This window comes from Melioribacter sulfuriphilus, assembly GCF_052656625.1.
Window position 1 is genome coordinate 143,186 of record NZ_JBQXXK010000001.1, and the last position, 19,030, is coordinate 162,215.

The following is a 19,030-nucleotide window of genomic DNA, read 5'->3' on the forward strand; positions in this document are numbered from 1 at the left end:
CCATGAAATTCGAAACCAATAATAAACCGTTGAGTATATTTGCCTATTCCTCGCTTACAGATATTGTTATGCTTCTTTTGATATTCTTCCTGTTGACCTCGCAGTTCGTCATTCAAACCGGAGTGAAAATTAAATTACCATCAGCAAAAAATAACGAACAGGTTGCCCCGGCCAAATTAATTGTTACCATCACGGAAGGTAATCAAATATTTCTCGGAAACGAAGAAATTTCAATTGAAAGAATTGCAGGTCGTCTTGATATTCTGAGAAGAGAAACTAACGAAAGTAATCTTATTATAAGAGCCGATAAATCAGTAAATATTGACATTATTATTAGTATAATCGATGCAGCTAAAGGTGTTGGCATCGATAAATTTACAATCGAGACAGAGAAAGCAGAGTATGAATGATAAATTACGTCAAAATTCCTTTTTAGCTTCCTTTTTGCTCCATGTAGTTTTAATTGTTCTCTTTGCTTTTATTCATTTGCCTGTTAATCTTGAAGAGGAAGATTACATAACAGTTGGATTTGGTACGGGTACTTTTGCAGGTAGCAGAGGTCCAGTTACAAAAAACGAAGTCAATGAAGAGTCAAAAGAGCAGAAGGTAGAATCAAAAAAAGATGAGAAGAAAGTTGAGCTGCCCAAATCGAGCACTGAAGATAAAGATAATATTGTGAAACGAGCGGATAAAAAGAACGAAGAAAAAACGAAAGAGATTGAGAACGATGGCAAAGTTACAGAGGAAAATAAATACAGTGGAACCGAAGTTACGGGCGAGGGAGTAGGAGGCTTTGGTTTTGAACTCGACTTCGGCGGCAAAGGAATCAGGAAAATTTATAGCTACATTTTACCAGATTATCCCGAAGGCGTTTCAAAAGAAATCGACGTGAAACTGAAATTTACAATTTTGCCCGACGGTACTGTTGGTAAAATTATTCCACTTATAAAAGCCGATGCTAAACTTGAAATGGCGGCAATCAACTCCCTCCGTCAGTGGCGTTTTGAACCCCTACCCCAGAATGCAAAACAAACAGAACAAACGGCAATAATTACATTTCCCTATCGGTTGCAGTAGACTTATGGCCGTAGTAAAATCGATAAAAAAAGTATTCACCTATTGTCAATAAAATTAACGAGAGTGTGTCGGCATTTAATTCCAGACTTATCCCTTCACTATTAAAAAATATTTTGACAATGCTACTAGATATCGACCAGCCAACAGTAAATAATATGATTATCAAAGCAACATTCAGAAAAGCCGAGCCGAGAGACTCCTCCTGATATTTCATTACGAAAATATAGGTTACAAAAATTAAATGGAGTGTCATTAATAATGCAGCTATCATTCCTCTATATTCCCTATTCTGTTGTTGATAATTTGTGCTCCGGTAAGTCCACCTATAGCTCCGAACAATGTATTTATCACAAAATTATTTATAAGAACCGAAATAGTATAAACAAATGAGAAGCCGGTTGTAACTATATCATTGCGTAAATTTTGAAACATCCGAGTAATCTCTTTTCGTATGTCTTCACTCACAGGAAAAGAATTGATCATTTTTTGAAATTCAGGAAACGAGGCTACAATATCGTTACTACGTGTAATAAATGTAATCATTAAGTCGAATGCTGAACCAAAAATGGCAGCAAAAACTCCAGTCATAATTCCGATTATAAATCCTCTTGAAGCTGGTATCCTACCTCTATCTCTGGTGGATTTTCTGTCAAGAACGAGTGCTAAGTATGACGCAACAGGAATTATAACACAGCATGTCAATCCTTTGGCAAGAGGAACTATCGAAAGCACCCCGGCGCCAAATCCGCTGACTATTGCGGGTAGATGTTTTCTCATGTATCACTGTTTTTCTTGTTTAATGAGCTGTAAAAATATAAAAATATTACCGAACCAAAAAGAAAGCCGGTAATGACCGCCACAGTTCTGGAGTATGCTTTTACGCCAAGTAATACCAGTAACCAGTCAATTATAATTGGGAGAGAAAAAATATATAACGGTTTATTTGATTTTAGTAAGATCTTTCCGTATAAAAGAGTCGCAAGCGAGGAAATTAAAGCTCCTGCATAAATACCACTGCATCGAGCGCAGACCAATATAGAATGACCTTCAAAGATTATAGTTCTATCAGGATTTTGGTGACAAACAACCGAAAATGTTTTTTTTACGAAAGGTAATAGGTATATAAACTCAGGTAAATTATAAATCCAAAATTCCGATAATAATAAGAGAAACCAGATAAAAAGGCTGAGAGTTAATATTAAACGATAGATTAATTTCACGCTATTTTACTAACTTATAGACATAAATTGTTTTCGGTGTGAGAATATATAATTTTTGGTCAAATAATATCGAGTCGGTAATGGGCTCACTTATATTAGGGGAAAAATTTTTGAATTCTAGATTTAGTAAATCCCGGTTGTTAAAAGCATAATAAATGTTCTTTGAGGTGTTAATTGTTAATCCGGTTGGGGTAGCATTAATATTTATCGGGTCGAAGTCGAAGTCCTTTCGGGCGATGTTATTTCCCCACAGGTCGAATATAAAAAGGCTTTGTGTATCGAGTACAAAGATTTTATTGTCGATAATCGAGAAGGCTTCCGGATTTTCGAGTACTGAATTTCCTGCTAAAATTCCACCAACTTCCAGAAGGTACTGGCCGTCGGATGTAAATTTAAGGAGACGACTATTGTCGGAATCGATGAGAAATACATCACCTTGATTCGATACACTTACTGAGATTGGATGCCTGAAAGGCTCGGATGAATATGTTGATAAAGTTGTGATGTAATTCAAATCCTTATCGAAAATTTGAATCCTGTCGTTGTATTTATCGGCAACATACACGTTCAATAGAGTCGAATGTACATCTGCGGGGAAATCGAATGTATAATTGTCCCAGCCGTATCCACCGACAACTTTTATTATTGTACCGACAGAATCGATTTTAAGCAATTCATTTGTTGAAATGTCTACAACGTAAATTGAACCGGCATGGTCAATTGAAAATGAACGTGCAGATGTAAAATTTCCAATTGTATGACTGAAAACTGGGGTCTGGGCTTTTATAAAGGTAATATTGAAAAGTAAAAATGACATGTAAAAATGTACTAAACAATTTTTTAAGCCCGAATTTAACATTTTTTAAAGGCACGGATTATGTGAGTTTTTACTTAATAAAAATAAATGAATTTAGTAAATTAAACCAGTAATAATTATTTATCTTACCGAGGAAAAAATGCAAAAATCATTTTTTATTTTAATTGTAATTTTATTGGTGTTTTCCTCATGTAAATTAAAAGAAGAATCTGACATTACAGGTCCCGGTGGAGGCAGTGTTTCAGAAAATTTGAAAATCATTGCCCCAAACGGAGGGGAAGTCATTGTAGAGGGTACATCGTACGAAATCAAATGGAGCGGAACTACTTCTTCATTGATTAGCCTCTATTATTCAATAGATAACGGCAACAAATGGACTATGATTGCCGACAGTATTCAGAATACGGGCATCTACATCTGGTTTCCTGTACCAGGTCTGGTATCAAGTCAATGTAAAGTTCGCATTACAAATATAGAAGAAACGGCTTTTGATGAAAGCGATACTACTTTTAGTATAATTAGAAGCAGCAACGAAAGTCTTAAACTTATTAGTCCTGTGGGTGGCGAAGAATGGGAGGCAGGCACTTCGAAGGAAATTAAATGGTACAGCACAGGAATCGATTCGGTTATTATCGAATATACTACCGATAACGGAAATCACTGGAATTATATTTCTACAGATAGAAAAAATACTGGAATTTATTTCTGGGAACCTGTGCCGAATACACCATCTACATTAGCGAGAATACGTATTAAAGATGCTGAAGATGGAATTCCTTACGTCGAAAGCGATAATGTATTTTCAATTTTACCCGAACCTCAAATTAAAGTACTGGAGCCAAATGGTGGTGAAATATGGCTTGCCGGTTCAACTCAAAAAATCGAATGGCTCTCTGAAAATATTAAGAATGTAAAGATTGCTTATACAGTAAATAATGGTTATGAATGGATTACTATTGAGGATTCACTTCCCAGTACGGGATTTTATGAATGGAAGAATATACCGGACCTGAATTCAAAATTATGCAAAATTAGAATTTATGATGCTCTCGATGGAGAACCGTGGGATGTATCCGATAGTACCTTCCAGATAACAAATCAAATCAGTCAGGCAATTGAAATTACAAGTCCCAACGGTGGTGAAAGCTGGCAGGCTGGAACAGCTCAGAATATCACGTGGTCTTCTGTTGGCATTAAAAAAGTAAGCCTTGAATTCTCGGCAAATAATGGACTTACGTGGGATGTAATTGCGGAGAATGTTCCAAATTCAGGAGCATACGAATGGAATGTACCTGATAGACTTTCCACACAATGCCTTGTTAGGATTAAAGACGCTGAAGACGGCAACCCTGTTGACCAGAGTAATAAAGTATTTAAAATTGTTCCTAAACCCAAGATCGAAGTAGTTTATCCAAATGGTGGCGAAGCATGGACTGCCGGGGTGCTCGATACAATTCGCTGGAATTCAATTGGAGTTGAAAATGTAACGATTATGTATAGCTCTAATAATGGGATTAGCTGGGATAAACTTGTTGAAAAAACACCTTCAAGCGGTAAATATCCGGCAAGTTTTACGGTCCCATCGAATCAATATAAAATTAGAATATTCGATTACGACCGAGGTTCGCCTATTGACGAAAGCGACGGTACTTTTATTGTGCTGACCGAACCAAGTGTAACTGTTTTAACTCCAAACGGAGGAGAACAGTGGTATACCGGTTCAAGTGATAATATATTATGGAAATCGACTAATATCGAAAATGTTAAAATCGAATATTCGATTAACAATGGTGCCTCATGGAAGACGATAGTCGAAAGCACTCCAAGTACGGGATTCTATGCATGGAAAAATATTCCTGATGTAAACTCATTATTGTGTAAAGTCAGAATAAGCGATGCTAACGATGGAATTCCATCAGATGTCTCGGATGAAGTATTTTCAATTACGAATAGAGGAAATCAGTTAATTAAGGTTACAAGTCCAAATGGCGGCGAATCGTTGACTGCAGGTGGCAGTTACAATATCCACTGGAATGCTGCTGGAATTGAAAACGTAAAAATTGAATATACGTTTAATAACGGAATAAGCTGGAATACAATTGTGGAAAGTACGCCAAGTACAGGATTTTTTAACTGGAGTAAAATACCTAACACAGCATCCACAAATTGCAAAATACGTATAAGCGATGCGTCTGACGGCAGTCCAAGCGATGAAAGCGACGCTTTCTTTAATATTGAGCCGGAACCAAATATAACAGTTCTTGAACCTAACGGTGGCGAGAGCCTTTTCTACGGAACTCCAGTAGAAATAAGATGGTCATCCGAAAATGTAAAATATGTTAAAATTCAGTATACGCTAAATGGAGGCGCAGATTGGGTAACGATAGCCAATTCAGTCGAAAGTATCGGCTCTTATGTATGGAACAGTATTCCGAATACAAATTCGTTACAGTGCAGAATTAAAATAAGCGATGCGTCGGATGGAGTACCATTTGATATCTCTGACAATAATTTCCAGATTTCAAATCAAGTTGAGCAAACGATGCGTGTGATTTTGCCAAATGGCGGGGAAAAATGGCAGGCCGGAACGTCACAAAATATTCAGTGGGACTCGAAAGCTGTAAATAATGTAGACATTGAATATACAATAAATAATGGACTAACCTGGCATACCATTGTAAGTAATTATCCCAGTTCGGGCTCATATGAATGGAATCCAGTAGTCAATGTAAATTCTACTCAGTGTAAAATAAGAATAAAAGATAGTCAGGATGGAATTCCTGCCGATGAAAGCAATGGGACATTTTCTATTCAACCAAGCCAGAGTATCGAAGTGATTTATCCAACTTCTGGAGTAGAAATATTATCAGGACAAAAATTTAAGATACAATGGAAGTCGCAGGGAATTGAATATGTGAAGATAGAATTTAATCCTTATAACACTACGAGTGAGCTCGACTGGAAAGTTCTTGTTGACAGTGTCTCAGGATATGATGAAGGTGGTGGTATCCGTTCATATGAGGCAAGTTTTTCGATTGTATCAGATAATTATGTTATCAGAATCAGCGATGCAGTGGATGGATCGCCGCTTGATTACTGCGATGGTGTATTCAAAGTAAAAGAACCACCGACAATAAAGGTACTTGTGCCCAATGGTGGAGAACAGTGGCTTGTTAGTAAGTATCATGTAAGTACTACCGATGTTCAGCATTATCATCCTTATGAAATTAGGTGGAATGCGAATAATATTAACAAAGTCAGAATTGAATGGTCAACGAATGGTGGAGGTACCTGGCATACGGTTCCAGGAGCCGAGAGCACAGAAAACGATGGAAGTTTTATCTGGGCACCGGGCAGACTCGATTCTACTCGACCCGACAGTTCGGATAATTGCAAAATAAAGATTTCATCTGCCGATGCAGGCGTTACGGCAAGTGATATTACAGATGGTTATTTCTCGATTAGAGAAAATAAAATGATAAGAGTTGAATTCCCGAGCGATAAAACAGAATACTTTACAACGGACAATCCCGACCGTTACCCAATGGATATAAGATGGACGTCTTACGCTGTATCTTCTGTTGATATCTACTACAGTCTTGATAACGGTTACTCGTGGACGAATCTTATAAGAGATTATAAATCAACTGGAGCTTACGAATGGTTTTATCCATATGACCCTGTTAATGGACCGTTCTCAACTTTAGGTCGGATAAAGATAGTAGATCACGAGGATGAGACTATTTGGGATGTAGGTGATGTCCCATTCTGGCTGAATAAGCGACAGGGACAGGGAAATTAAAATAAAAATCCCCCGTTATTCGGGGGATTTTATTTGTATAGAAGACTCCGAATTAATAAATTTGACATGCTAATTTTGCCCCGTGGTGTAATGGGAACACGCTTGACTCTGGATCAAGAATTCAAGGTTCGAATCCTTGCGGGGCAGCAAATTCCAACCAATAATTAACCACTCCTTAATGATGCCTTAAGGTACTTTCGATTGTTCATCAATTGGAAATATAAGTTTTGTAGGCCAGGATACTCAGGATTAATTCGAAGAAGCATCTCTGCATATTTAATTGCCTTCTTATATTCCTTATTTAATGCATAGGCACCAGAGAGGTTATAAATTACCTGTTGATCGTTTGCATCGTACGAAAACGATTCTTCAAGGTATTTAATTGACTCTTTTATATCTCCATTGCTTAATTTTATTTGCCCAATCCATTTAGTGCAAAATGCATTTGGTTTCAGATTATAATGAAGAGTCAATATTTTTAAAGCATCATCAAACCGATTTGTTTTAAGAAAATCGATTGTTAGTGCCTCAAGTAATTTATAATTGTCGTTTATGTATGGATATTGATAAATTAAAGAACCAATATGATTGATAAATTTTTTTATATCACCAGTACTTAAAAAATGTCTGGCAGTTATATCTTGAGCCTCAGCCCATGTAAGTTTGTTAGCAACTACTCGATATGCCATAGAATCAATAAATGTAAGTGGTCTTAATATTTCTTTATAGTTCAATTTCTTTTTTGTCTTTTTATATGGCCAATCGTTTTTGAGTATTTTGATTCTGTAATTCGCAATTACTGAATCGAGCTCTGAAAAAAAGAAATTAGAGCGTGTAATACTATCCTGCTTTTCAAAGGGATATTTAGGAGGAATTTTTGGGAGTAGTTTTAAGTTAGCTATTCGTTCATAAAATAAATTACCGATTAATTGTTGTCCTTCAAGAGTAGGATGGAGATGGTCTGTCATTAAATTATTGCCAATTATTTTACCGGGCGACAGGGAAGCAAGTAATGAATCCGAATCGACACAAGGAACGTTATTTTTTTTCGCAAGTTTTTTAATGATTCGGTTTATTTCCTCGGGTGCCCTGAAGCGGAGTGCATCCAGATCCTTTGCAAATCTGAATAAAGAATCGGCTTCATCGAATTTTGATTCTTTGAATAAATTAAAAGCAATATTATAAATACTGTCTGCTCTCGGTAATCCTTGCTCGTCAGTTGATATGAAAGGTGGTTGATCCTTCAGATTCGAAACTACGGTAGATAAAATAAGAGGAGTTTTATTAGCTTTTACAACTTTTATTATTCTTTCAAGATTTTTATGAAACTGCAATAAACCCGCTTTGTATTTGTCCGAATTATATGGGATTACTTTTTCTCTGGCAATTTGTGACATTAGTGTACCACTACTTTTAGGTTTGCTATCGATAAATAATTCTGAAACGTATTGAATAATATTCCGAATTAACTGAGTGATCTTTAATTTGTTTAAAAAAATTATTATATCGGCGCCTGTTGTCGAACTGCCAATACTTTCTACTGAGCCAACGCCAAGTGCTCCGTAATATTCATTATGACCGGCATAGATTAAAATTAAGTCGGGCTTCTGTTCCAGGACTCCCTCGATAAAATCTTTGATTGTATACGAATTAACTGCAGTTAAGCTGAGATTTATTACTTCAATGTCGCTGTTGGGATAATTCAGTTCGAGTCTGCGTTTCAAATACCTTGAAAAAGAGCCCATCGGCATGTAAGGATAACCTGCCGCACTGCTGCCTCCAAGTACGAATATTCTTAAAGAATTATCGGATTTTTCTTTTTTGAAGACGTCTCCTATTGAAGTAGGTATAATCTTGATATTGGTGAAATACCTTCTGCCTACGTTGGGATTTAGTGTGTAGTAGTCTTTTTCTACTTCACTCCACATATCGGTTGAGTAGCCGTAGTCAGTTATTCTAAGTGTATATTCAAGTAGCAGAATAAAGATAATAGGTATCGAAAGCATGATTATCCAGAAATAGAAAGGAGCTTTTTTGATTGTGGGTTCTTTCTTCTTTTTCATACAGGTGCTATAAAAAAATTATGAATGAAAGGAAAATAAAAAAATTAATCGGATAACGGAACCACTCTAATTCTTTTTCTAATTTCTTCGGGCAAAGCTGAGAATGCAATCTTTGCTTTTGGTAGCGAAAGTTTTGGGACACCGATAAAAAGTGTAATTTGTGCAGCCGACCTTTTGCCTCTTAAAAGAGTTGAAATTCTAGATTCCAGCGATTTACTGTCGAGTTCTTCATCTGTCAAAGTAATTCCGATGGCAATTTTCTTTTTATAGCGGGCAACTGCATCGATTTCAAGATGATCGATAGGAGAGGGTGGTGGTAGGTATTTGCCGTATTTGCGGCTTATCATCATATACCCTTGACTTCTTATCTGGTCTACGAGGAGTTCGACCAGTTCCCTATGCATATTTCGCTTTATCATATTAATTGCACAGAGGAATTATTGGAATTATGGGTGAAAATTTTTGCATGCCCAATATTTTTATATTCGAAATCTTTTCGTATTCAAAACTTCTTATTTCATTTGTGCCATTAATCCTTCCGTAGAGCACTTTTTTACCACGACGGTTTCGAGTAATATAATACGGTTCAACGGTGAAAGGAGTAAGTCCATACAAAAATGAAATTTTGTTTCTGTTGTAAATTGCAGTAGAAAACAATAAAGTTTTCATATCAAATTCTCCTCTTTTAATGGTAGCTGCGAAATACGCCCACTACCTTTCCAATTATTGTAAATTCTTCTGGGTTATCGACTACAATAGGTTCATAATTGTCGTTTTCTGGTATCAGGTAGATTTTATTGTTTTCAACGTGAAAGCGTTTCATCGTTGCTTCGTCGTGTAGCAAGGCGACAATAATATCGCCGTTTTGAGCTTCTCGCTGTGGTTGAATTATAACCAGATCGCCCTCCAGAATTCCGGCATTAATCATACTGTCGCCCCGGACTTTCAATCCGAAACATTCAGTTCGGTTGCCTACGAGATTCTTATCCAGGGATAAATTGCCCTCGATATTTTCCTCGGCAAGAATCGGGGCTCCGGCAGCTACACGACCCACAATTGGTATATCAATTATCGAATTTAATTTTTCTCGTGTGTTATCTACTATAATTGATAGCGTTCGGCTGGCACCGCTTTCATTGCTCAAATATCCCTTTTTAATTAAAGCATCGATATGACGTTTGACCCCAAATGTACTGGCGATGTTGAAATGTTTCCCGATTTCTCTGTATGTGGGCGGATATCCGTTAAAATCAACATAATCCTGGATGAAATCGAGAATCTCTTTTTGCCTCTCTGTTATATTTTCTTTTTTCATTATAGTGCTCGTTTGTACACTTCAAATATAGTGAACAAATGTGCAGGTGTCAAGAAGAAAATTTATTTTCTTTTAAAAAAGAGTCCGGCTAATTATAAAGTTTAGTGTAAAATGAGAAATAGAAATGATAGAAAAAATAAATGTAAGTGCATATAATTAAACAAGATACAGAAATAAACGCTAAAAATTACAAAATGAGAAAAACTACACTTTTTACAACAAAAAAGGCTTTTTTTGCACATAAAATGAGAAATGATCAGCTATTATACGGCTTATAAAAACAATTTAAAAATAGCGTTTAATGGCTTATAATCGCGTTTAATAGGCTCTCTGAAGTGGTTCTAAGGCTTTTATAGGGCAGTTTTATCACAGTTTTTCATCGAATCAAATCACACAAAATTGAATTTTTTATTGTATCTATGTAACCAATTGGATTTCAATAAGTTATGAAAATTCTCATATCCATCAGAAATTTGTAATTATTTGCGATTATTAGCGGTGTGATTATGTCAATATGGCAGTTTATTAATGTAGGGATATGCTTAGGAAAGGCTTTTAATCAGAGTTATAACGACTCATTATGTTATTATTAATCTGTTCCCAGGAGAAAAATTTATCGTAATTATTCTCCTTCCGGGCTCTTTTCTTCGCTCGTTTACGATCCCAAATCGGGATGTTATTGTTATGCAGCAATAATTACTATCGCCTACATAAGCCATTATATATTTGCCTAGGATGTTTGAATATATAACACTTCTTAGCCATGCATTCCCGACATCATAACCTCCGCCATAGATATTTGTATCAATATCAAGGACGGGCTTATTACCATTATGTAGTTTTTGCCATGGCGTTTCAAAAAAATGGTCGTTAATATGTTTTACGGCTAAGAATACTCTATCTGCTCTACAGATATAGTCGCATCCTTTCGCTTCGGTAAATCTGCCGATGCAGCTGAACCCGAAGTAATTGAATACGTCTTTTATATCTATGCCGGCGTCGAGGAAATCCTGAACTGTTTGCTCGCATTTGCATATTGGACATATTACTTTCCAATCTTCTATTTTTTCGCCGTGCCTCGCGCGCAGTAAATCGATATATTCTTTAATTTTCATCTGTTTCATTGATACTCTCCTTGATTCTATAATATTGATTTATTATCTCTTTATAGAAATGGATAGTAACTTCGTCATATTCGTTCAAGTGAATTTGATTTTCAAACACATACTCGATTATAAAATTCAAGAGCCCCTCGTAATTATCTATCTTATGCAGTTTATTTAATCGCTTTTCGTCATTCTCATGTATGCCTTTTATATCATTCATAATAACTCCTTTATTTAATTGAGGGGCGGGGACGGCGGATGTCCCATTGCGGCTAAGGCGGACCGCTTTGCCCCTCGCGGTTAACTTTATAATATCCCTATGAACAGAAGGAAACAATATAAAACGTAGAAGAATAAGGCTATTATTAACTGTATGTCGTATTTGTCAAATCTCATCTTAGCGGCTCTATTTAAATTCGTTTTCTTCGGCTTCGCGCTCCAGCGGTTTTTCGTCGTGAGTTTTCCAAAAACAAATGTATGCCCAGATAATCGTAGCCCAGAAACCGACAAAGCCCAGCCGCTTGCGCTGAAGATAATGAGTATATTCATGCTTAATTACGCGCTCGGTATATTCCGAGGCTATTATGTTTGTGTTTTTGTAGAATACAAATTTTACGAAAGCGCCCTTCAACCCTGTAAAAACTCCCTGTGCGCCGAAAGGCAGATTGGACGACAGATATATTGTCAATCCGCCTTTGTTTACGATAAATTTGTCTTTGGCGAATAAATTCCATAATGTTTTCCAAAAAAGATACAGCATCGCGGCTCCTATTCTTTGTCTTCGAACAGATCGTAATTGTCGTAATTTTTTTCTTCGCGCCAGTTGTAGATGGTTTTTTCGGATACGCCGAGAATTCGAGCAATTATATTATACGGGATGGAATGTTTTTTTTGCGCATAGATTTTTTTCAACATCATTATCGGCGCGGAAGATATGTGTATGCTAGTCTTTTCAAAATGCTCATGGATTTTCATGTAGTTATCGAATCCGATCAGATCAATCAGATCGCGCTGATCGGGAGTAAAGTAGTCTTTGTAATTTTCGATTTCTTTGATCCAGTCGTATTTATTCATCGCCGGCTCCGCTAATGAATCTATATATCTCATTGCATATCGATTCGTATAGCTTCGAGATTATTGTCTTGAGCGCGTTTGCAAACATCAACATAACAAGCATTACCGCAAGCGTTATTATCATATAGAATATCGATAATACGAATGATATTAATATCGTTCTTGTCATAGTTCCCGTATGGCTTTAATTACTTTTTGAACGTCTTTCTTAAGCAGAAAACCGATGTGATCCACTCCGGCTATTCGTTTAATAAAGTGATTAAGCGCGGCGTCGGTTTTGTTACGCACCTTCGGCGACGTATGCCAGAGCGCGTCTATAAGCCGCATTTGGCGCGGCTCGGCAAAGCGATAGTCGCGGCGCGAATATTCTTCGTATTTAAGAACTCTGCCGCGTTTCGTTTCCTTGAACCCGAGTTTGCGGAATATCCTTAGAAGATATTCCGCCTGGTTGCGGTCCAAATCCTTCGAACTCGTGCAGGGCGAACCGTCCGGCTTGATGAAGCCGGAAAGAATGTCTTCGTACTGCTGACGCGAAAGATTCAATTGTTTTGCCGCAATATGAATTTTGATTATTTGCGTCCTGGTAACCGGTTCGATATTTCTGCCTGCCGCCGTCATGACTCTTTCAGATTTTCCCAATTAATTTCGTACCCGAATTTTTCCTGCTGGTCTATCTTCAAGCCTATGGCAGCGAGTCGTTCGTCGTCGATTTCCTTAGCGGCATACGAAGCCAGTATTGCGTCTTTGTCGAGCTCTTTCTTGATGCGCACGTATTTGTTCTTAAAGAGTTTTGAAGCGAGCTCTACAGCCGTTGCTACAGTGTATTTGCGGTTAAGAAAACTCACTTTAGGCGGCGTGGTGCGGAAGAATATTTTACCGAAGAGGAGATTCTTGGTTCGCGCGCTTCCGAACTCGTTTTTGTTTTTGATGCAGAATTTTTCGAGTTCTTTTTCGAGCGCAAGTTTGCGCGCGCGCGCTTCGGAGGTTTCTTCTTCGTATGCGCTTTTCAGCTCGTTAATTTTTTCGTTCATCTTAATTTCGCGGTCGGCAATGAACGAATCGCACTCGGCTATTTCTCGCAGAGCGTTGTTTACGTCGTCAAAGTTTCTCAGTTGCATCGCATTCCTCTTTGTTTTTATGATGTAATTCTTCTATTTCCCTTTTAAGCATATAATTTTCTCTGACCAGGTCTTCGGCTTTCCCGGATGCGAGCATTCCGCCTATTATGAGACCGAATAGAGAGCCCAACGCAAAAGCTGCCGCTATTATCATTCCGCCTCCTCTATTATCAGATAAAGTTTTTGAAAGTTAATCGACCAGACGGTGTTCCGCACTCCGCTTGGTCCAAGTTTTGTTTTGCCATAAGAAACTATAACTCCGAGCTCTTTAAGAGCGTTTCGTCTGGCGCTTACGTATCCGGGCGGCCATCCGAGGATCTCTACAATTTCGTTATCAGTAGCTTCGCCGCCGAGTTCCAGAACGGCGCGGAGGTATTCTATTTCTTTTTGAGCAAACTGCGATTTGAATGCGTCGTAAGCGCGGCGGCTTATTCCCTTGCCGTCCCATATCCATGCCGGCAGCTTCTTCTTTTCCGGAACGTCCTTCTGATTGAACAGAGGAAGATCTACTGTTACGCCGAATCTCTGTATGCGTTCCAGCTTTCTCATGTTTTGCTTAAAAGACATCTCAATTCACCGATATTGTTCTCATACGTCTGTCGTTATAAACGCAGCCTTCGAGCAATTTGCCGTGCAGCTTTTTGAGCGTGCAGTATGCGGCTATTATTTCCTTGCGTTCGCTCTCGCACGGGACGTCATACATTTTTTTGTATACAGCCTGAGCAAGTCTGTCTATCAGATCGACCGGCGAGACCGCGTCTAGAATGTCAGAAACGTTTATTTCAACTTTCAATTGATTGTTCTTTTTCATGACCGTTCCTCTTATTAATTAATTCAATGAAATCCGGATCGTTAGTAATGCCGTCTTTCATCTGCCGCCAGTTCCACCAGCAATATTCGTATATTACCGCGGCGCAAAGGGTCCTTATAAAATCGCTGCCGTGAGCTTCCTGCAGCTCTTTCAAATCGCGTTCTATTGTTTCCGGGCTGACGCGCATCATAATGCATCACCGTTCAGTTCGTTTTCTTCAAGGTCTATAAGGTCTTTTATCTTTATCGAGCAGCGGATAAGATCGTATTCGGCTTCGGTTAGTCTCTGCAGCTGCAAGCTTTTGTATAACTGCATGTAATTATCGTTCTTCACTTTTTTCAGCTGCGAAAGTAGTTCTTCTATGTCATTGTGCAGCCGCTTTAACGCTGCCGCATATAATTCTGACATTTTTTTCTCCTTTTTCCGTTTTTGTAAGTAGCGTAGACGGTAATAAGTTTTTTATGTTTAATAATAATGTCACACCCGAAAAGATTGCTGCGCAAAAGAACTCCGCGTTCGTTGTCGCTTATATAATATGCCGTTTTCAATATTGTTTTAAGAGAGCGTTTAGCCGCTCTTAATCGCTGATTATAATCCGTTATACTTAACAGATTCGGATTAATCCTTTCGCAGAATCTCTGGCAGCTGTGCTCTGTGAATTCAATGTTCATTTTATTCTCGCTTATGTTAATAACGAACTTGCCGCGCTGTCTATAAGATCGTCGCTCAAAGGCTCGCCGGTTTCGTAAGAGGTCTTCTTAACGAGCGAAATAAGATGTTGTAAATAGCGTCCGTTATGTTTTGAGAGCGACAGGAAAGTTGCGGCGAATTTTTTTGCTTCCGGATAATTAACGTCAATTATTGCGCGCACGTCGTCGAGTTCAAGAGTTTTTATTTCTTTCTGATAACCGACGCGGCTGAAGAGCTGCTGCAATTCCTTGCGCGTGCCGCGCAGACGGTCCAGCAGTCTGCCTGTTCCGGACAGCAGCATACCGATTTCTGTAAAGTCTTGAATGCGGCGTATTACTTCAAGGCATTGAACCGTAAGGTTTTCGCCTTCGTCAATTATAAGAAGACGTTTCGTGCCGCCCAGCACGTTTACTATCGAACGGAAAAGTTCGTTCGAAGAAACAGGAACCGGTCTGTCCCCTTTGTAATTGAAAACGGGAATACGGATTTCGTTGCAGATGTCTTCGATTAAACTGCGTCTTGTTACCAACGGCGTAACTTCGATAAGAACCGATGTCGGGTTGCGTCGTTTGAATTCCTTGACTGCGTGAGTTTTGCCGCATCCCGGCACGCCGGTTATTACGGAAATAGTTCCCTGGGTTAATGCATAATGAGCCGCTTTGAAAATGTGGGAAGCGGCTGTGGTCATTGCAAATTTTAACGTGCCGCGATTGAGGTAATCCTGCTGCGACGCAGAAACGTTATCGAGATAATTTGCAACTTTAAGCGCAATTTCGCTGAGCGATCCGCTTGCTGGATATTTCCCGTTTTTGAATTGATTAATAGTTGTCGCGCTGTAGCCGGTGTTGTTTCCGACTGCGCGGTCCGACGAGATTGAAGCGGGATTGTTCTTCTGGAATTCAATCAGACGGTCGATGATTGCCCGGATTTGCTCGTTTGAGAGATTTGACATATTTTAAAGTCCTCCTTCTCTGAAGTGAGGTTAATCCCCGCGGCTGGCTATGCTTGCCGGCTCAGCAGCCGCGGGCTTAATTAAAAAATTCAATTCAGCAGTTTGAAGTCCGCCTCTATGGTCATCACGCGCGTATAAGACGGCCATTTGCGCAAGTCTTTCATTGCCGAATCCGAATGCATAAGAAGAAGAAGAGGAACGCCGTAGCGGCGGAAGTCGTCGAACACGCGCGCATAGCTTTCTTTAATCATATCCGCGTTGTTGACCGTAATAATTTTCCCCTGAAGGAGTTCAGGCAGCATGTTGAACGAAAGCCCTTTCACTTTAAGTTTGGAACCGAGACGGTATTTGAGCATTGCAGACGTGTAAGCGTCGCGGGCGTTGATTACAATGTGTTTCTTTTCGTCGAGCAGACGGTTAACCAGCAACGCCGCGTCCACGTTCGGAATGTTGTAGATGATGCCGAGCGCTTTTTGTTTTTTAACGCGCTCCAAAAACTTTTCCATTCCGGATTTTTTCTTCATCCTCAGCCCTCCGCTGCTTTAGGTATTAAATCTATGTTTTTAATCTTTGCGTCTTCCGGAAGCGACCAGCTGTCGATCAAATCTCTTTTTTTCTTTTTTATTTTTGCGGGTTTGTTATCCGCGGCGCTTTGCCGTTCCGAGCCGGCTTCAATCTGAAGCACGTTCGTTTCGAATTGTTCTTTAACCGCCGGGTAAACCTCTTGTTTCAGAAATTCGCGAGCGTCCGATACAATCGGTTTTTTCATCCGCGCTTTCATTTCAATTCGTTCGCGGAACCGACGTACGTCTTCTTCGTCGCCGAGTATTACCGCCGCCGGATGAACCTTTTCGACGCGTTCGGCTTTGCATATAAAATTATCGTTTTTATCGTAAACGTAAATCGAATCGGTGTTCTGAATGTCGTAGCGCACGAGCACTTCGTCCCATTTTTTGCCGAATAAAGCTTCGTTCCAGTAGTGACCGTTGAACATCCTTATGCCGTTCCGGTATACGGTTGTTATTCTGGTTTTCATCATCAAAAAGTCGAGTTCTTCTTTGTCCACACCGGGTCCTTTGCCCGCTTCGAACACTTCCGCCGGCGTCAATCCTTTAAGATGTCCGTTCTGTTGAACTCTGTGGGCGTATTGATCGAACCACCACGCTATCGCTTTATGCGCCGCAAAGATGTCGATGGTCGTGCCGCTCATTAATTTTTCGTATAGCTTAACGTGCAGTTTTTCGCCGCGGTGCATCCTCGGCGGCTGAGAGCTTATCGACGCTCCTACGTATGTCGGCGCCAGGCGTTCCAGTTCCCCGAACGTACGGAAAAATCTCTCGATTGTTTTCGATTGCCCGTGGTACGGAATCGCGGTAATTGTTTTTATACCGAGACGTTCGAATGTGCTTACAATGTTCAGCATCTCGACAGGCTTTGTAAAATAATCCGCATTGAAAGCGCGACCGTTGTCCATATAAACTACTTTGGGATATTTGCCCAGCCGTATAATCGAACGTCGCAGAGCGGATTTGATTGCCTGAGTGTTTTCGCTCGGGTCTATTTCCCATCCGAGGGGCATCGAGCTTTTCATGTCGAAGTAGAGTATAAGCATCATGCGTTTGGGCTTGCCGGTGTAGGGATTTATAATCTCAAAATTCAGCTTATGACCGTCGGCTACTATAATATCGCCGACTTCTATCCTGTCGTAATCGCGTTCCAGGTAGGGCAAAACTTTGTCGTCAAGAGCCTGTTCGCCTTCGCGGTAGAATACCCAGTCGGCGTAATGTTCAACTTTCCATTTGTCCAAATATCTCCTGTACGTCTGGGAGCTCAGAATAGGAGTAATATCTTTTGCTTTGAATTCTTCTATTGCCATTCGTATCGCTTCGGAAATTATAGGTTTGTTTGGGTTCAGGACGTACTTGATAAGGATTGCCGATTGTTCCGGAGTAACCTGCATCCCTCGTTTGCGTTTGCTTCTCATGAATATGCGCATGTCGTTTCCGGAGCGTTTATAATCCACTTTCCAGCGTTCGATGGTTTTCCAGCTGCCTATTGCTCCGGTGTATTTCATCAGTTCCGGATACGCCCCGCCGTTGTAGATATTAACAAACTTTTCCCTCGATTCCTTGCCTTTGCCGTTTTTATTTAGGTATTCAAGATACAATTTAATTACTCCCACATACGCGCTGCATTGTAGTTCTTCTTCGTCTGTAAGGGAGTGAGATTTAATATCATCCTCGAAATGTGAACTGCGCACCGAATTATTATTAGCGCGCAATAAAGAATTCACTGATTCCGGAAATTTTTTAATAATTTTCATCGTTTATTTGCGTTAAGATTATTCGTAATAATCTTGCTTATTTCGTCTGCTAAATTTTGTATCATTTCTTGGGATGCCTCTGAAATAAGATTGCAAGCATATACGGCCGCCAAGAAAGAATTTAATTTCTTCTCTAAATTCTTTTCTATCTTTTTTATGCTTTCAACCGTAACCGCAATTTCTTCTTGTTCGTCAATATATTTATGTTTCTTCGTTACCAAAACTTTTAATTTTTCATACGGCAGTTTATTTATTTCGGCTATGGTAAATTCCCGTCCTCTTATGCTTATTTTTCCTTCTTTAAACAAACGTAACGTTTGAGGCTTTGGGAGTCGGGAAAGAAGAATGAGCTTTTTTATCGGTACCCGATGAGATTCCGCTATGGCGGAATCGTTTAAATTTGTAGCTTCTGGCAAGAATTTATCGATTATTTTCTGATAATCATAAAATGTCGTCTTTTTTACATTAAGTTCGTTTATAAGGCATTCCTGAAAAGAATTGTATCCTAAATCTCTATATAATTCTTCATCCCTTAAGATCTGCATTTGATAAAAAGCATCGTATATATTATGACGGATTGCGTTTATAATTGACAGAGCGCGTTCTTTTCTATCGGGCATTTCCCGTCTTATTAAAGTTATATTACTATTCATATTCATTTT

At 39.1% G+C, this 19,030-nt stretch carries 28 protein-coding genes and 1 tRNA gene; 4 read left to right on the forward strand and 25 right to left on the reverse strand.

Features of this window, described 5'->3' with window-relative positions; translation table 11 throughout:
- The first annotated feature begins 2 nt into the window (after positions 1–2).
- Together ACUN8G_RS00645 and ACUN8G_RS00650 are read left to right on the forward strand one after the other, a co-directional pair.
- Positions 3–410, forward strand: coding sequence for an ExbD/TolR family protein (locus tag ACUN8G_RS00645; protein ID WP_437347840.1), 408 nt, complete (start codon positions 3–5; stop codon positions 408–410).
- Positions 403–1,077, forward strand: coding sequence for an energy transducer TonB (locus tag ACUN8G_RS00650; RefSeq protein WP_437347841.1), 675 nt, complete (start codon positions 403–405; stop codon positions 1,075–1,077). Before ACUN8G_RS00645 ends, ACUN8G_RS00650 begins: the two co-directional genes overlap by 8 nt.
- Here the strand turns inward: ACUN8G_RS00650 and ACUN8G_RS00655 are convergent.
- Genes ACUN8G_RS00655 through ACUN8G_RS00670 form a run of 4 tightly spaced genes read right to left on the reverse strand, consistent with a single transcriptional unit; the run spans position 1,052 to position 3,114 of the window.
- Positions 1,052–1,348, reverse strand: a complete 297-nt coding sequence (locus tag ACUN8G_RS00655; RefSeq protein WP_437347842.1) for a hypothetical protein — start codon at positions 1,346–1,348, stop codon at positions 1,052–1,054. The genes ACUN8G_RS00650 and ACUN8G_RS00655 overlap by 26 nt on opposite strands.
- Positions 1,345–1,854: a hypothetical protein gene (locus tag ACUN8G_RS00660; protein WP_437347843.1), complete on the reverse strand. Its 510-nt coding sequence runs from the start codon at positions 1,852–1,854 to the stop codon at positions 1,345–1,347. Before ACUN8G_RS00660 ends, ACUN8G_RS00655 begins: the two co-directional genes overlap by 4 nt.
- Positions 1,851–2,297, reverse strand: coding sequence for a DUF2085 domain-containing protein (locus ACUN8G_RS00665; RefSeq protein ID WP_437347844.1), 447 nt, complete (start codon positions 2,295–2,297; stop codon positions 1,851–1,853). The genes ACUN8G_RS00660 and ACUN8G_RS00665 overlap by 4 nt, the downstream gene beginning before the upstream one ends.
- 1 nt (position 2,298) lies before the next feature.
- Complete coding sequence (locus ACUN8G_RS00670) at positions 2,299–3,114, reverse strand: NHL repeat-containing protein (protein WP_437347845.1); 816 nt, start codon at positions 3,112–3,114, stop codon at positions 2,299–2,301.
- A 139-nt stretch (positions 3,115–3,253) separates the two neighbouring features.
- Here ACUN8G_RS00670 and ACUN8G_RS00675 point away from each other — a divergent pair, with 139 nt between their 5' ends.
- Together ACUN8G_RS00675 and ACUN8G_RS00680 are read left to right on the forward strand one after the other, a co-directional pair.
- Complete coding sequence (locus ACUN8G_RS00675; protein WP_437347846.1) at positions 3,254–6,916, forward strand: Ser-Thr-rich GPI-anchored membrane family protein; 3,663 nt, start codon at positions 3,254–3,256, stop codon at positions 6,914–6,916.
- A 76-nt stretch (positions 6,917–6,992) separates the two neighbouring features.
- Positions 6,993–7,063: transfer RNA gene (locus ACUN8G_RS00680), tRNA-Gln, on the forward strand.
- A 17-nt stretch (positions 7,064–7,080) separates the two neighbouring features.
- On the opposite strand, the gene ACUN8G_RS00685 is transcribed toward ACUN8G_RS00680, so the two are convergent.
- The 21 genes from ACUN8G_RS00685 to ACUN8G_RS00785 form a co-directional block, all read right to left on the reverse strand.
- Entirely contained in the window at positions 7,081–8,979 is a 1,899-nt protein-coding gene (locus ACUN8G_RS00685; protein ID WP_437347847.1) for an SGNH/GDSL hydrolase family protein, read from the reverse strand.
- Between the two features lie 44 nt (positions 8,980–9,023).
- Positions 9,024–9,398, reverse strand: coding sequence for a hypothetical protein (locus ACUN8G_RS00690; protein WP_445480885.1), 375 nt, complete (start codon positions 9,396–9,398; stop codon positions 9,024–9,026).
- A 1-nt stretch (position 9,399) separates the two neighbouring features.
- Complete coding sequence (locus ACUN8G_RS00695; RefSeq protein WP_437347849.1) at positions 9,400–9,648, reverse strand: hypothetical protein; 249 nt, start codon at positions 9,646–9,648, stop codon at positions 9,400–9,402.
- 16 nt (positions 9,649–9,664) lie between these two features.
- A complete protein-coding gene (gene lexA / locus ACUN8G_RS00700) occupies positions 9,665–10,294 on the reverse strand; it encodes a transcriptional repressor LexA (RefSeq protein WP_437347850.1) in 630 nt (209 codons plus the stop codon).
- Between the two features lie 578 nt (positions 10,295–10,872).
- Entirely contained in the window at positions 10,873–11,418 is a 546-nt protein-coding gene (locus ACUN8G_RS00705) for a VVA0879 family protein (RefSeq protein ID WP_437347851.1), read from the reverse strand.
- Positions 11,399–11,620: a hypothetical protein gene (locus ACUN8G_RS00710; protein ID WP_437347852.1), complete on the reverse strand. Its 222-nt coding sequence runs from the start codon at positions 11,618–11,620 to the stop codon at positions 11,399–11,401. The genes ACUN8G_RS00705 and ACUN8G_RS00710 overlap by 20 nt, the downstream gene beginning before the upstream one ends.
- 186 nt (positions 11,621–11,806) lie before the next feature.
- Positions 11,807–12,160 carry a hypothetical protein gene (locus ACUN8G_RS00715; protein ID WP_437347853.1) on the reverse strand — a complete coding sequence of 118 codons (354 nt, stop codon included), beginning with the start codon at positions 12,158–12,160 and terminating at the stop codon, positions 11,807–11,809.
- Positions 12,161–12,168: 8 nt separating this feature from the next.
- A complete protein-coding gene (locus tag ACUN8G_RS00720; protein ID WP_437347854.1) occupies positions 12,169–12,474 on the reverse strand; it encodes a helix-turn-helix domain-containing protein in 306 nt (101 codons plus the stop codon).
- A complete protein-coding gene (locus tag ACUN8G_RS00725; RefSeq protein ID WP_437347855.1) occupies positions 12,467–12,643 on the reverse strand; it encodes a hypothetical protein in 177 nt (58 codons plus the stop codon). Before ACUN8G_RS00725 ends, ACUN8G_RS00720 begins: the two co-directional genes overlap by 8 nt.
- Positions 12,640–13,092: a regulatory protein GemA gene (locus ACUN8G_RS00730; RefSeq protein ID WP_437347856.1), complete on the reverse strand. Its 453-nt coding sequence runs from the start codon at positions 13,090–13,092 to the stop codon at positions 12,640–12,642. Before ACUN8G_RS00730 ends, ACUN8G_RS00725 begins: the two co-directional genes overlap by 4 nt.
- Entirely contained in the window at positions 13,089–13,592 is a 504-nt protein-coding gene (locus tag ACUN8G_RS00735) for a host-nuclease inhibitor Gam family protein (RefSeq protein ID WP_437347857.1), read from the reverse strand. Before ACUN8G_RS00735 ends, ACUN8G_RS00730 begins: the two co-directional genes overlap by 4 nt.
- Positions 13,573–13,746: a hypothetical protein gene (locus ACUN8G_RS00740; RefSeq protein ID WP_437347858.1), complete on the reverse strand. Its 174-nt coding sequence runs from the start codon at positions 13,744–13,746 to the stop codon at positions 13,573–13,575. The genes ACUN8G_RS00735 and ACUN8G_RS00740 overlap by 20 nt, the downstream gene beginning before the upstream one ends.
- The gene (locus ACUN8G_RS00745; RefSeq protein ID WP_437347859.1) at positions 13,743–14,159 is read right to left on the reverse strand and encodes a hypothetical protein; all 417 of its coding nucleotides are present in this window, start codon (positions 14,157–14,159) and stop codon (positions 13,743–13,745) included. Before ACUN8G_RS00745 ends, ACUN8G_RS00740 begins: the two co-directional genes overlap by 4 nt.
- Position 14,160: 1 nt before the next feature.
- Positions 14,161–14,403, reverse strand: a complete 243-nt coding sequence (locus ACUN8G_RS00750; RefSeq protein WP_437347860.1) for a hypothetical protein — start codon at positions 14,401–14,403, stop codon at positions 14,161–14,163.
- Positions 14,375–14,593 (reverse strand): hypothetical protein, encoded by a 219-nt coding sequence (locus ACUN8G_RS00755; protein WP_437347861.1) that lies wholly within the window; start codon positions 14,591–14,593, stop codon positions 14,375–14,377. Before ACUN8G_RS00755 ends, ACUN8G_RS00750 begins: the two co-directional genes overlap by 29 nt.
- On the reverse strand, positions 14,590–14,811 hold the full coding sequence (locus ACUN8G_RS00760; RefSeq protein ID WP_437347862.1) for a hypothetical protein: 222 nt from the start codon (positions 14,809–14,811) through the stop codon (positions 14,590–14,592). Before ACUN8G_RS00760 ends, ACUN8G_RS00755 begins: the two co-directional genes overlap by 4 nt.
- Positions 14,784–15,074 (reverse strand): hypothetical protein, encoded by a 291-nt coding sequence (locus ACUN8G_RS00765; protein WP_437347863.1) that lies wholly within the window; start codon positions 15,072–15,074, stop codon positions 14,784–14,786. The genes ACUN8G_RS00760 and ACUN8G_RS00765 overlap by 28 nt, the downstream gene beginning before the upstream one ends.
- Positions 15,075–15,085: 11 nt before the next feature.
- Positions 15,086–16,045 (reverse strand): AAA family ATPase, encoded by a 960-nt coding sequence (locus tag ACUN8G_RS00770; RefSeq protein ID WP_437347864.1) that lies wholly within the window; start codon positions 16,043–16,045, stop codon positions 15,086–15,088.
- A gap of 89 nt (positions 16,046–16,134) precedes the next feature.
- Positions 16,135–16,569, reverse strand: a complete 435-nt coding sequence (locus ACUN8G_RS00775) for a hypothetical protein (protein ID WP_437347865.1) — start codon at positions 16,567–16,569, stop codon at positions 16,135–16,137.
- 2 nt (positions 16,570–16,571) lie between these two features.
- Positions 16,572–18,368, reverse strand: a complete 1,797-nt coding sequence (locus tag ACUN8G_RS00780; RefSeq protein WP_437347866.1) for a Mu transposase C-terminal domain-containing protein — start codon at positions 18,366–18,368, stop codon at positions 16,572–16,574.
- Positions 18,365–19,027 carry a hypothetical protein gene (locus ACUN8G_RS00785; protein WP_445480886.1) on the reverse strand — a complete coding sequence of 221 codons (663 nt, stop codon included), beginning with the start codon at positions 19,025–19,027 and terminating at the stop codon, positions 18,365–18,367. The genes ACUN8G_RS00780 and ACUN8G_RS00785 overlap by 4 nt, the downstream gene beginning before the upstream one ends.
- Positions 19,028–19,030: the final 3 nt, after the last annotated feature.

What these genes read in the sequence shown, in the direction of transcription:
- ACUN8G_RS00760 (WP_437347862.1), bottom strand. Translation starts at nt 14,811, where the DNA reads ATGTCAGAATTATATGCGGCAGCGTTAAAGCGGCTGCACAATGACATA.
- ACUN8G_RS00645 (WP_437347840.1), top strand. Translation starts at nt 3, where the DNA reads ATGAAATTCGAAACCAATAATAAACCGTTGAGTATATTTGCCTATTCC.
- ACUN8G_RS00785 (WP_445480886.1), bottom strand. Translation starts at nt 19,027, where the DNA reads ATGAATATGAATAGTAATATAACTTTAATAAGACGGGAAATGCCCGAT.
- ACUN8G_RS00710 (WP_437347852.1), bottom strand. Translation starts at nt 11,620, where the DNA reads ATGAATGATATAAAAGGCATACATGAGAATGACGAAAAGCGATTAAAT.
- ACUN8G_RS00750 (WP_437347860.1), bottom strand. Translation starts at nt 14,403, where the DNA reads ATGAAAAAGAACAATCAATTGAAAGTTGAAATAAACGTTTCTGACATT.
- ACUN8G_RS00745 (WP_437347859.1), bottom strand. Translation starts at nt 14,159, where the DNA reads ATGTCTTTTAAGCAAAACATGAGAAAGCTGGAACGCATACAGAGATTC.
- ACUN8G_RS00690 (WP_445480885.1), bottom strand. Translation starts at nt 9,398, where the DNA reads ATGATAAAGCGAAATATGCATAGGGAACTGGTCGAACTCCTCGTAGAC.
- ACUN8G_RS00780 (WP_437347866.1), bottom strand. Translation starts at nt 18,368, where the DNA reads ATGAAAATTATTAAAAAATTTCCGGAATCAGTGAATTCTTTATTGCGC.
- ACUN8G_RS00730 (WP_437347856.1), bottom strand. Translation starts at nt 13,092, where the DNA reads ATGACGGCGGCAGGCAGAAATATCGAACCGGTTACCAGGACGCAAATA.
- ACUN8G_RS00755 (WP_437347861.1), bottom strand. Translation starts at nt 14,593, where the DNA reads ATGATGCGCGTCAGCCCGGAAACAATAGAACGCGATTTGAAAGAGCTG.
- ACUN8G_RS00765 (WP_437347863.1), bottom strand. Translation starts at nt 15,074, where the DNA reads ATGAACATTGAATTCACAGAGCACAGCTGCCAGAGATTCTGCGAAAGG.
- ACUN8G_RS00670 (WP_437347845.1), bottom strand. Translation starts at nt 3,114, where the DNA reads ATGTCATTTTTACTTTTCAATATTACCTTTATAAAAGCCCAGACCCCA.
- lexA (WP_437347850.1), bottom strand. Translation starts at nt 10,294, where the DNA reads ATGAAAAAAGAAAATATAACAGAGAGGCAAAAAGAGATTCTCGATTTC.
- ACUN8G_RS00685 (WP_437347847.1), bottom strand. Translation starts at nt 8,979, where the DNA reads ATGAAAAAGAAGAAAGAACCCACAATCAAAAAAGCTCCTTTCTATTTC.
- ACUN8G_RS00655 (WP_437347842.1), bottom strand. Translation starts at nt 1,348, where the DNA reads ATGATAGCTGCATTATTAATGACACTCCATTTAATTTTTGTAACCTAT.
- ACUN8G_RS00740 (WP_437347858.1), bottom strand. Translation starts at nt 13,746, where the DNA reads ATGATAATAGCGGCAGCTTTTGCGTTGGGCTCTCTATTCGGTCTCATA.
- ACUN8G_RS00770 (WP_437347864.1), bottom strand. Translation starts at nt 16,045, where the DNA reads ATGTCAAATCTCTCAAACGAGCAAATCCGGGCAATCATCGACCGTCTG.
- ACUN8G_RS00660 (WP_437347843.1), bottom strand. Translation starts at nt 1,854, where the DNA reads ATGAGAAAACATCTACCCGCAATAGTCAGCGGATTTGGCGCCGGGGTG.
- ACUN8G_RS00650 (WP_437347841.1), top strand. Translation starts at nt 403, where the DNA reads ATGAATGATAAATTACGTCAAAATTCCTTTTTAGCTTCCTTTTTGCTC.
- ACUN8G_RS00715 (WP_437347853.1), bottom strand. Translation starts at nt 12,160, where the DNA reads ATGCTGTATCTTTTTTGGAAAACATTATGGAATTTATTCGCCAAAGAC.
- ACUN8G_RS00735 (WP_437347857.1), bottom strand. Translation starts at nt 13,592, where the DNA reads ATGCAACTGAGAAACTTTGACGACGTAAACAACGCTCTGCGAGAAATA.
- ACUN8G_RS00695 (WP_437347849.1), bottom strand. Translation starts at nt 9,648, where the DNA reads ATGAAAACTTTATTGTTTTCTACTGCAATTTACAACAGAAACAAAATT.
- ACUN8G_RS00705 (WP_437347851.1), bottom strand. Translation starts at nt 11,418, where the DNA reads ATGAAACAGATGAAAATTAAAGAATATATCGATTTACTGCGCGCGAGG.
- ACUN8G_RS00675 (WP_437347846.1), top strand. Translation starts at nt 3,254, where the DNA reads ATGCAAAAATCATTTTTTATTTTAATTGTAATTTTATTGGTGTTTTCC.
- ACUN8G_RS00720 (WP_437347854.1), bottom strand. Translation starts at nt 12,474, where the DNA reads ATGAATAAATACGACTGGATCAAAGAAATCGAAAATTACAAAGACTAC.
- ACUN8G_RS00775 (WP_437347865.1), bottom strand. Translation starts at nt 16,569, where the DNA reads ATGAAGAAAAAATCCGGAATGGAAAAGTTTTTGGAGCGCGTTAAAAAA.
- ACUN8G_RS00725 (WP_437347855.1), bottom strand. Translation starts at nt 12,643, where the DNA reads ATGACAAGAACGATATTAATATCATTCGTATTATCGATATTCTATATG.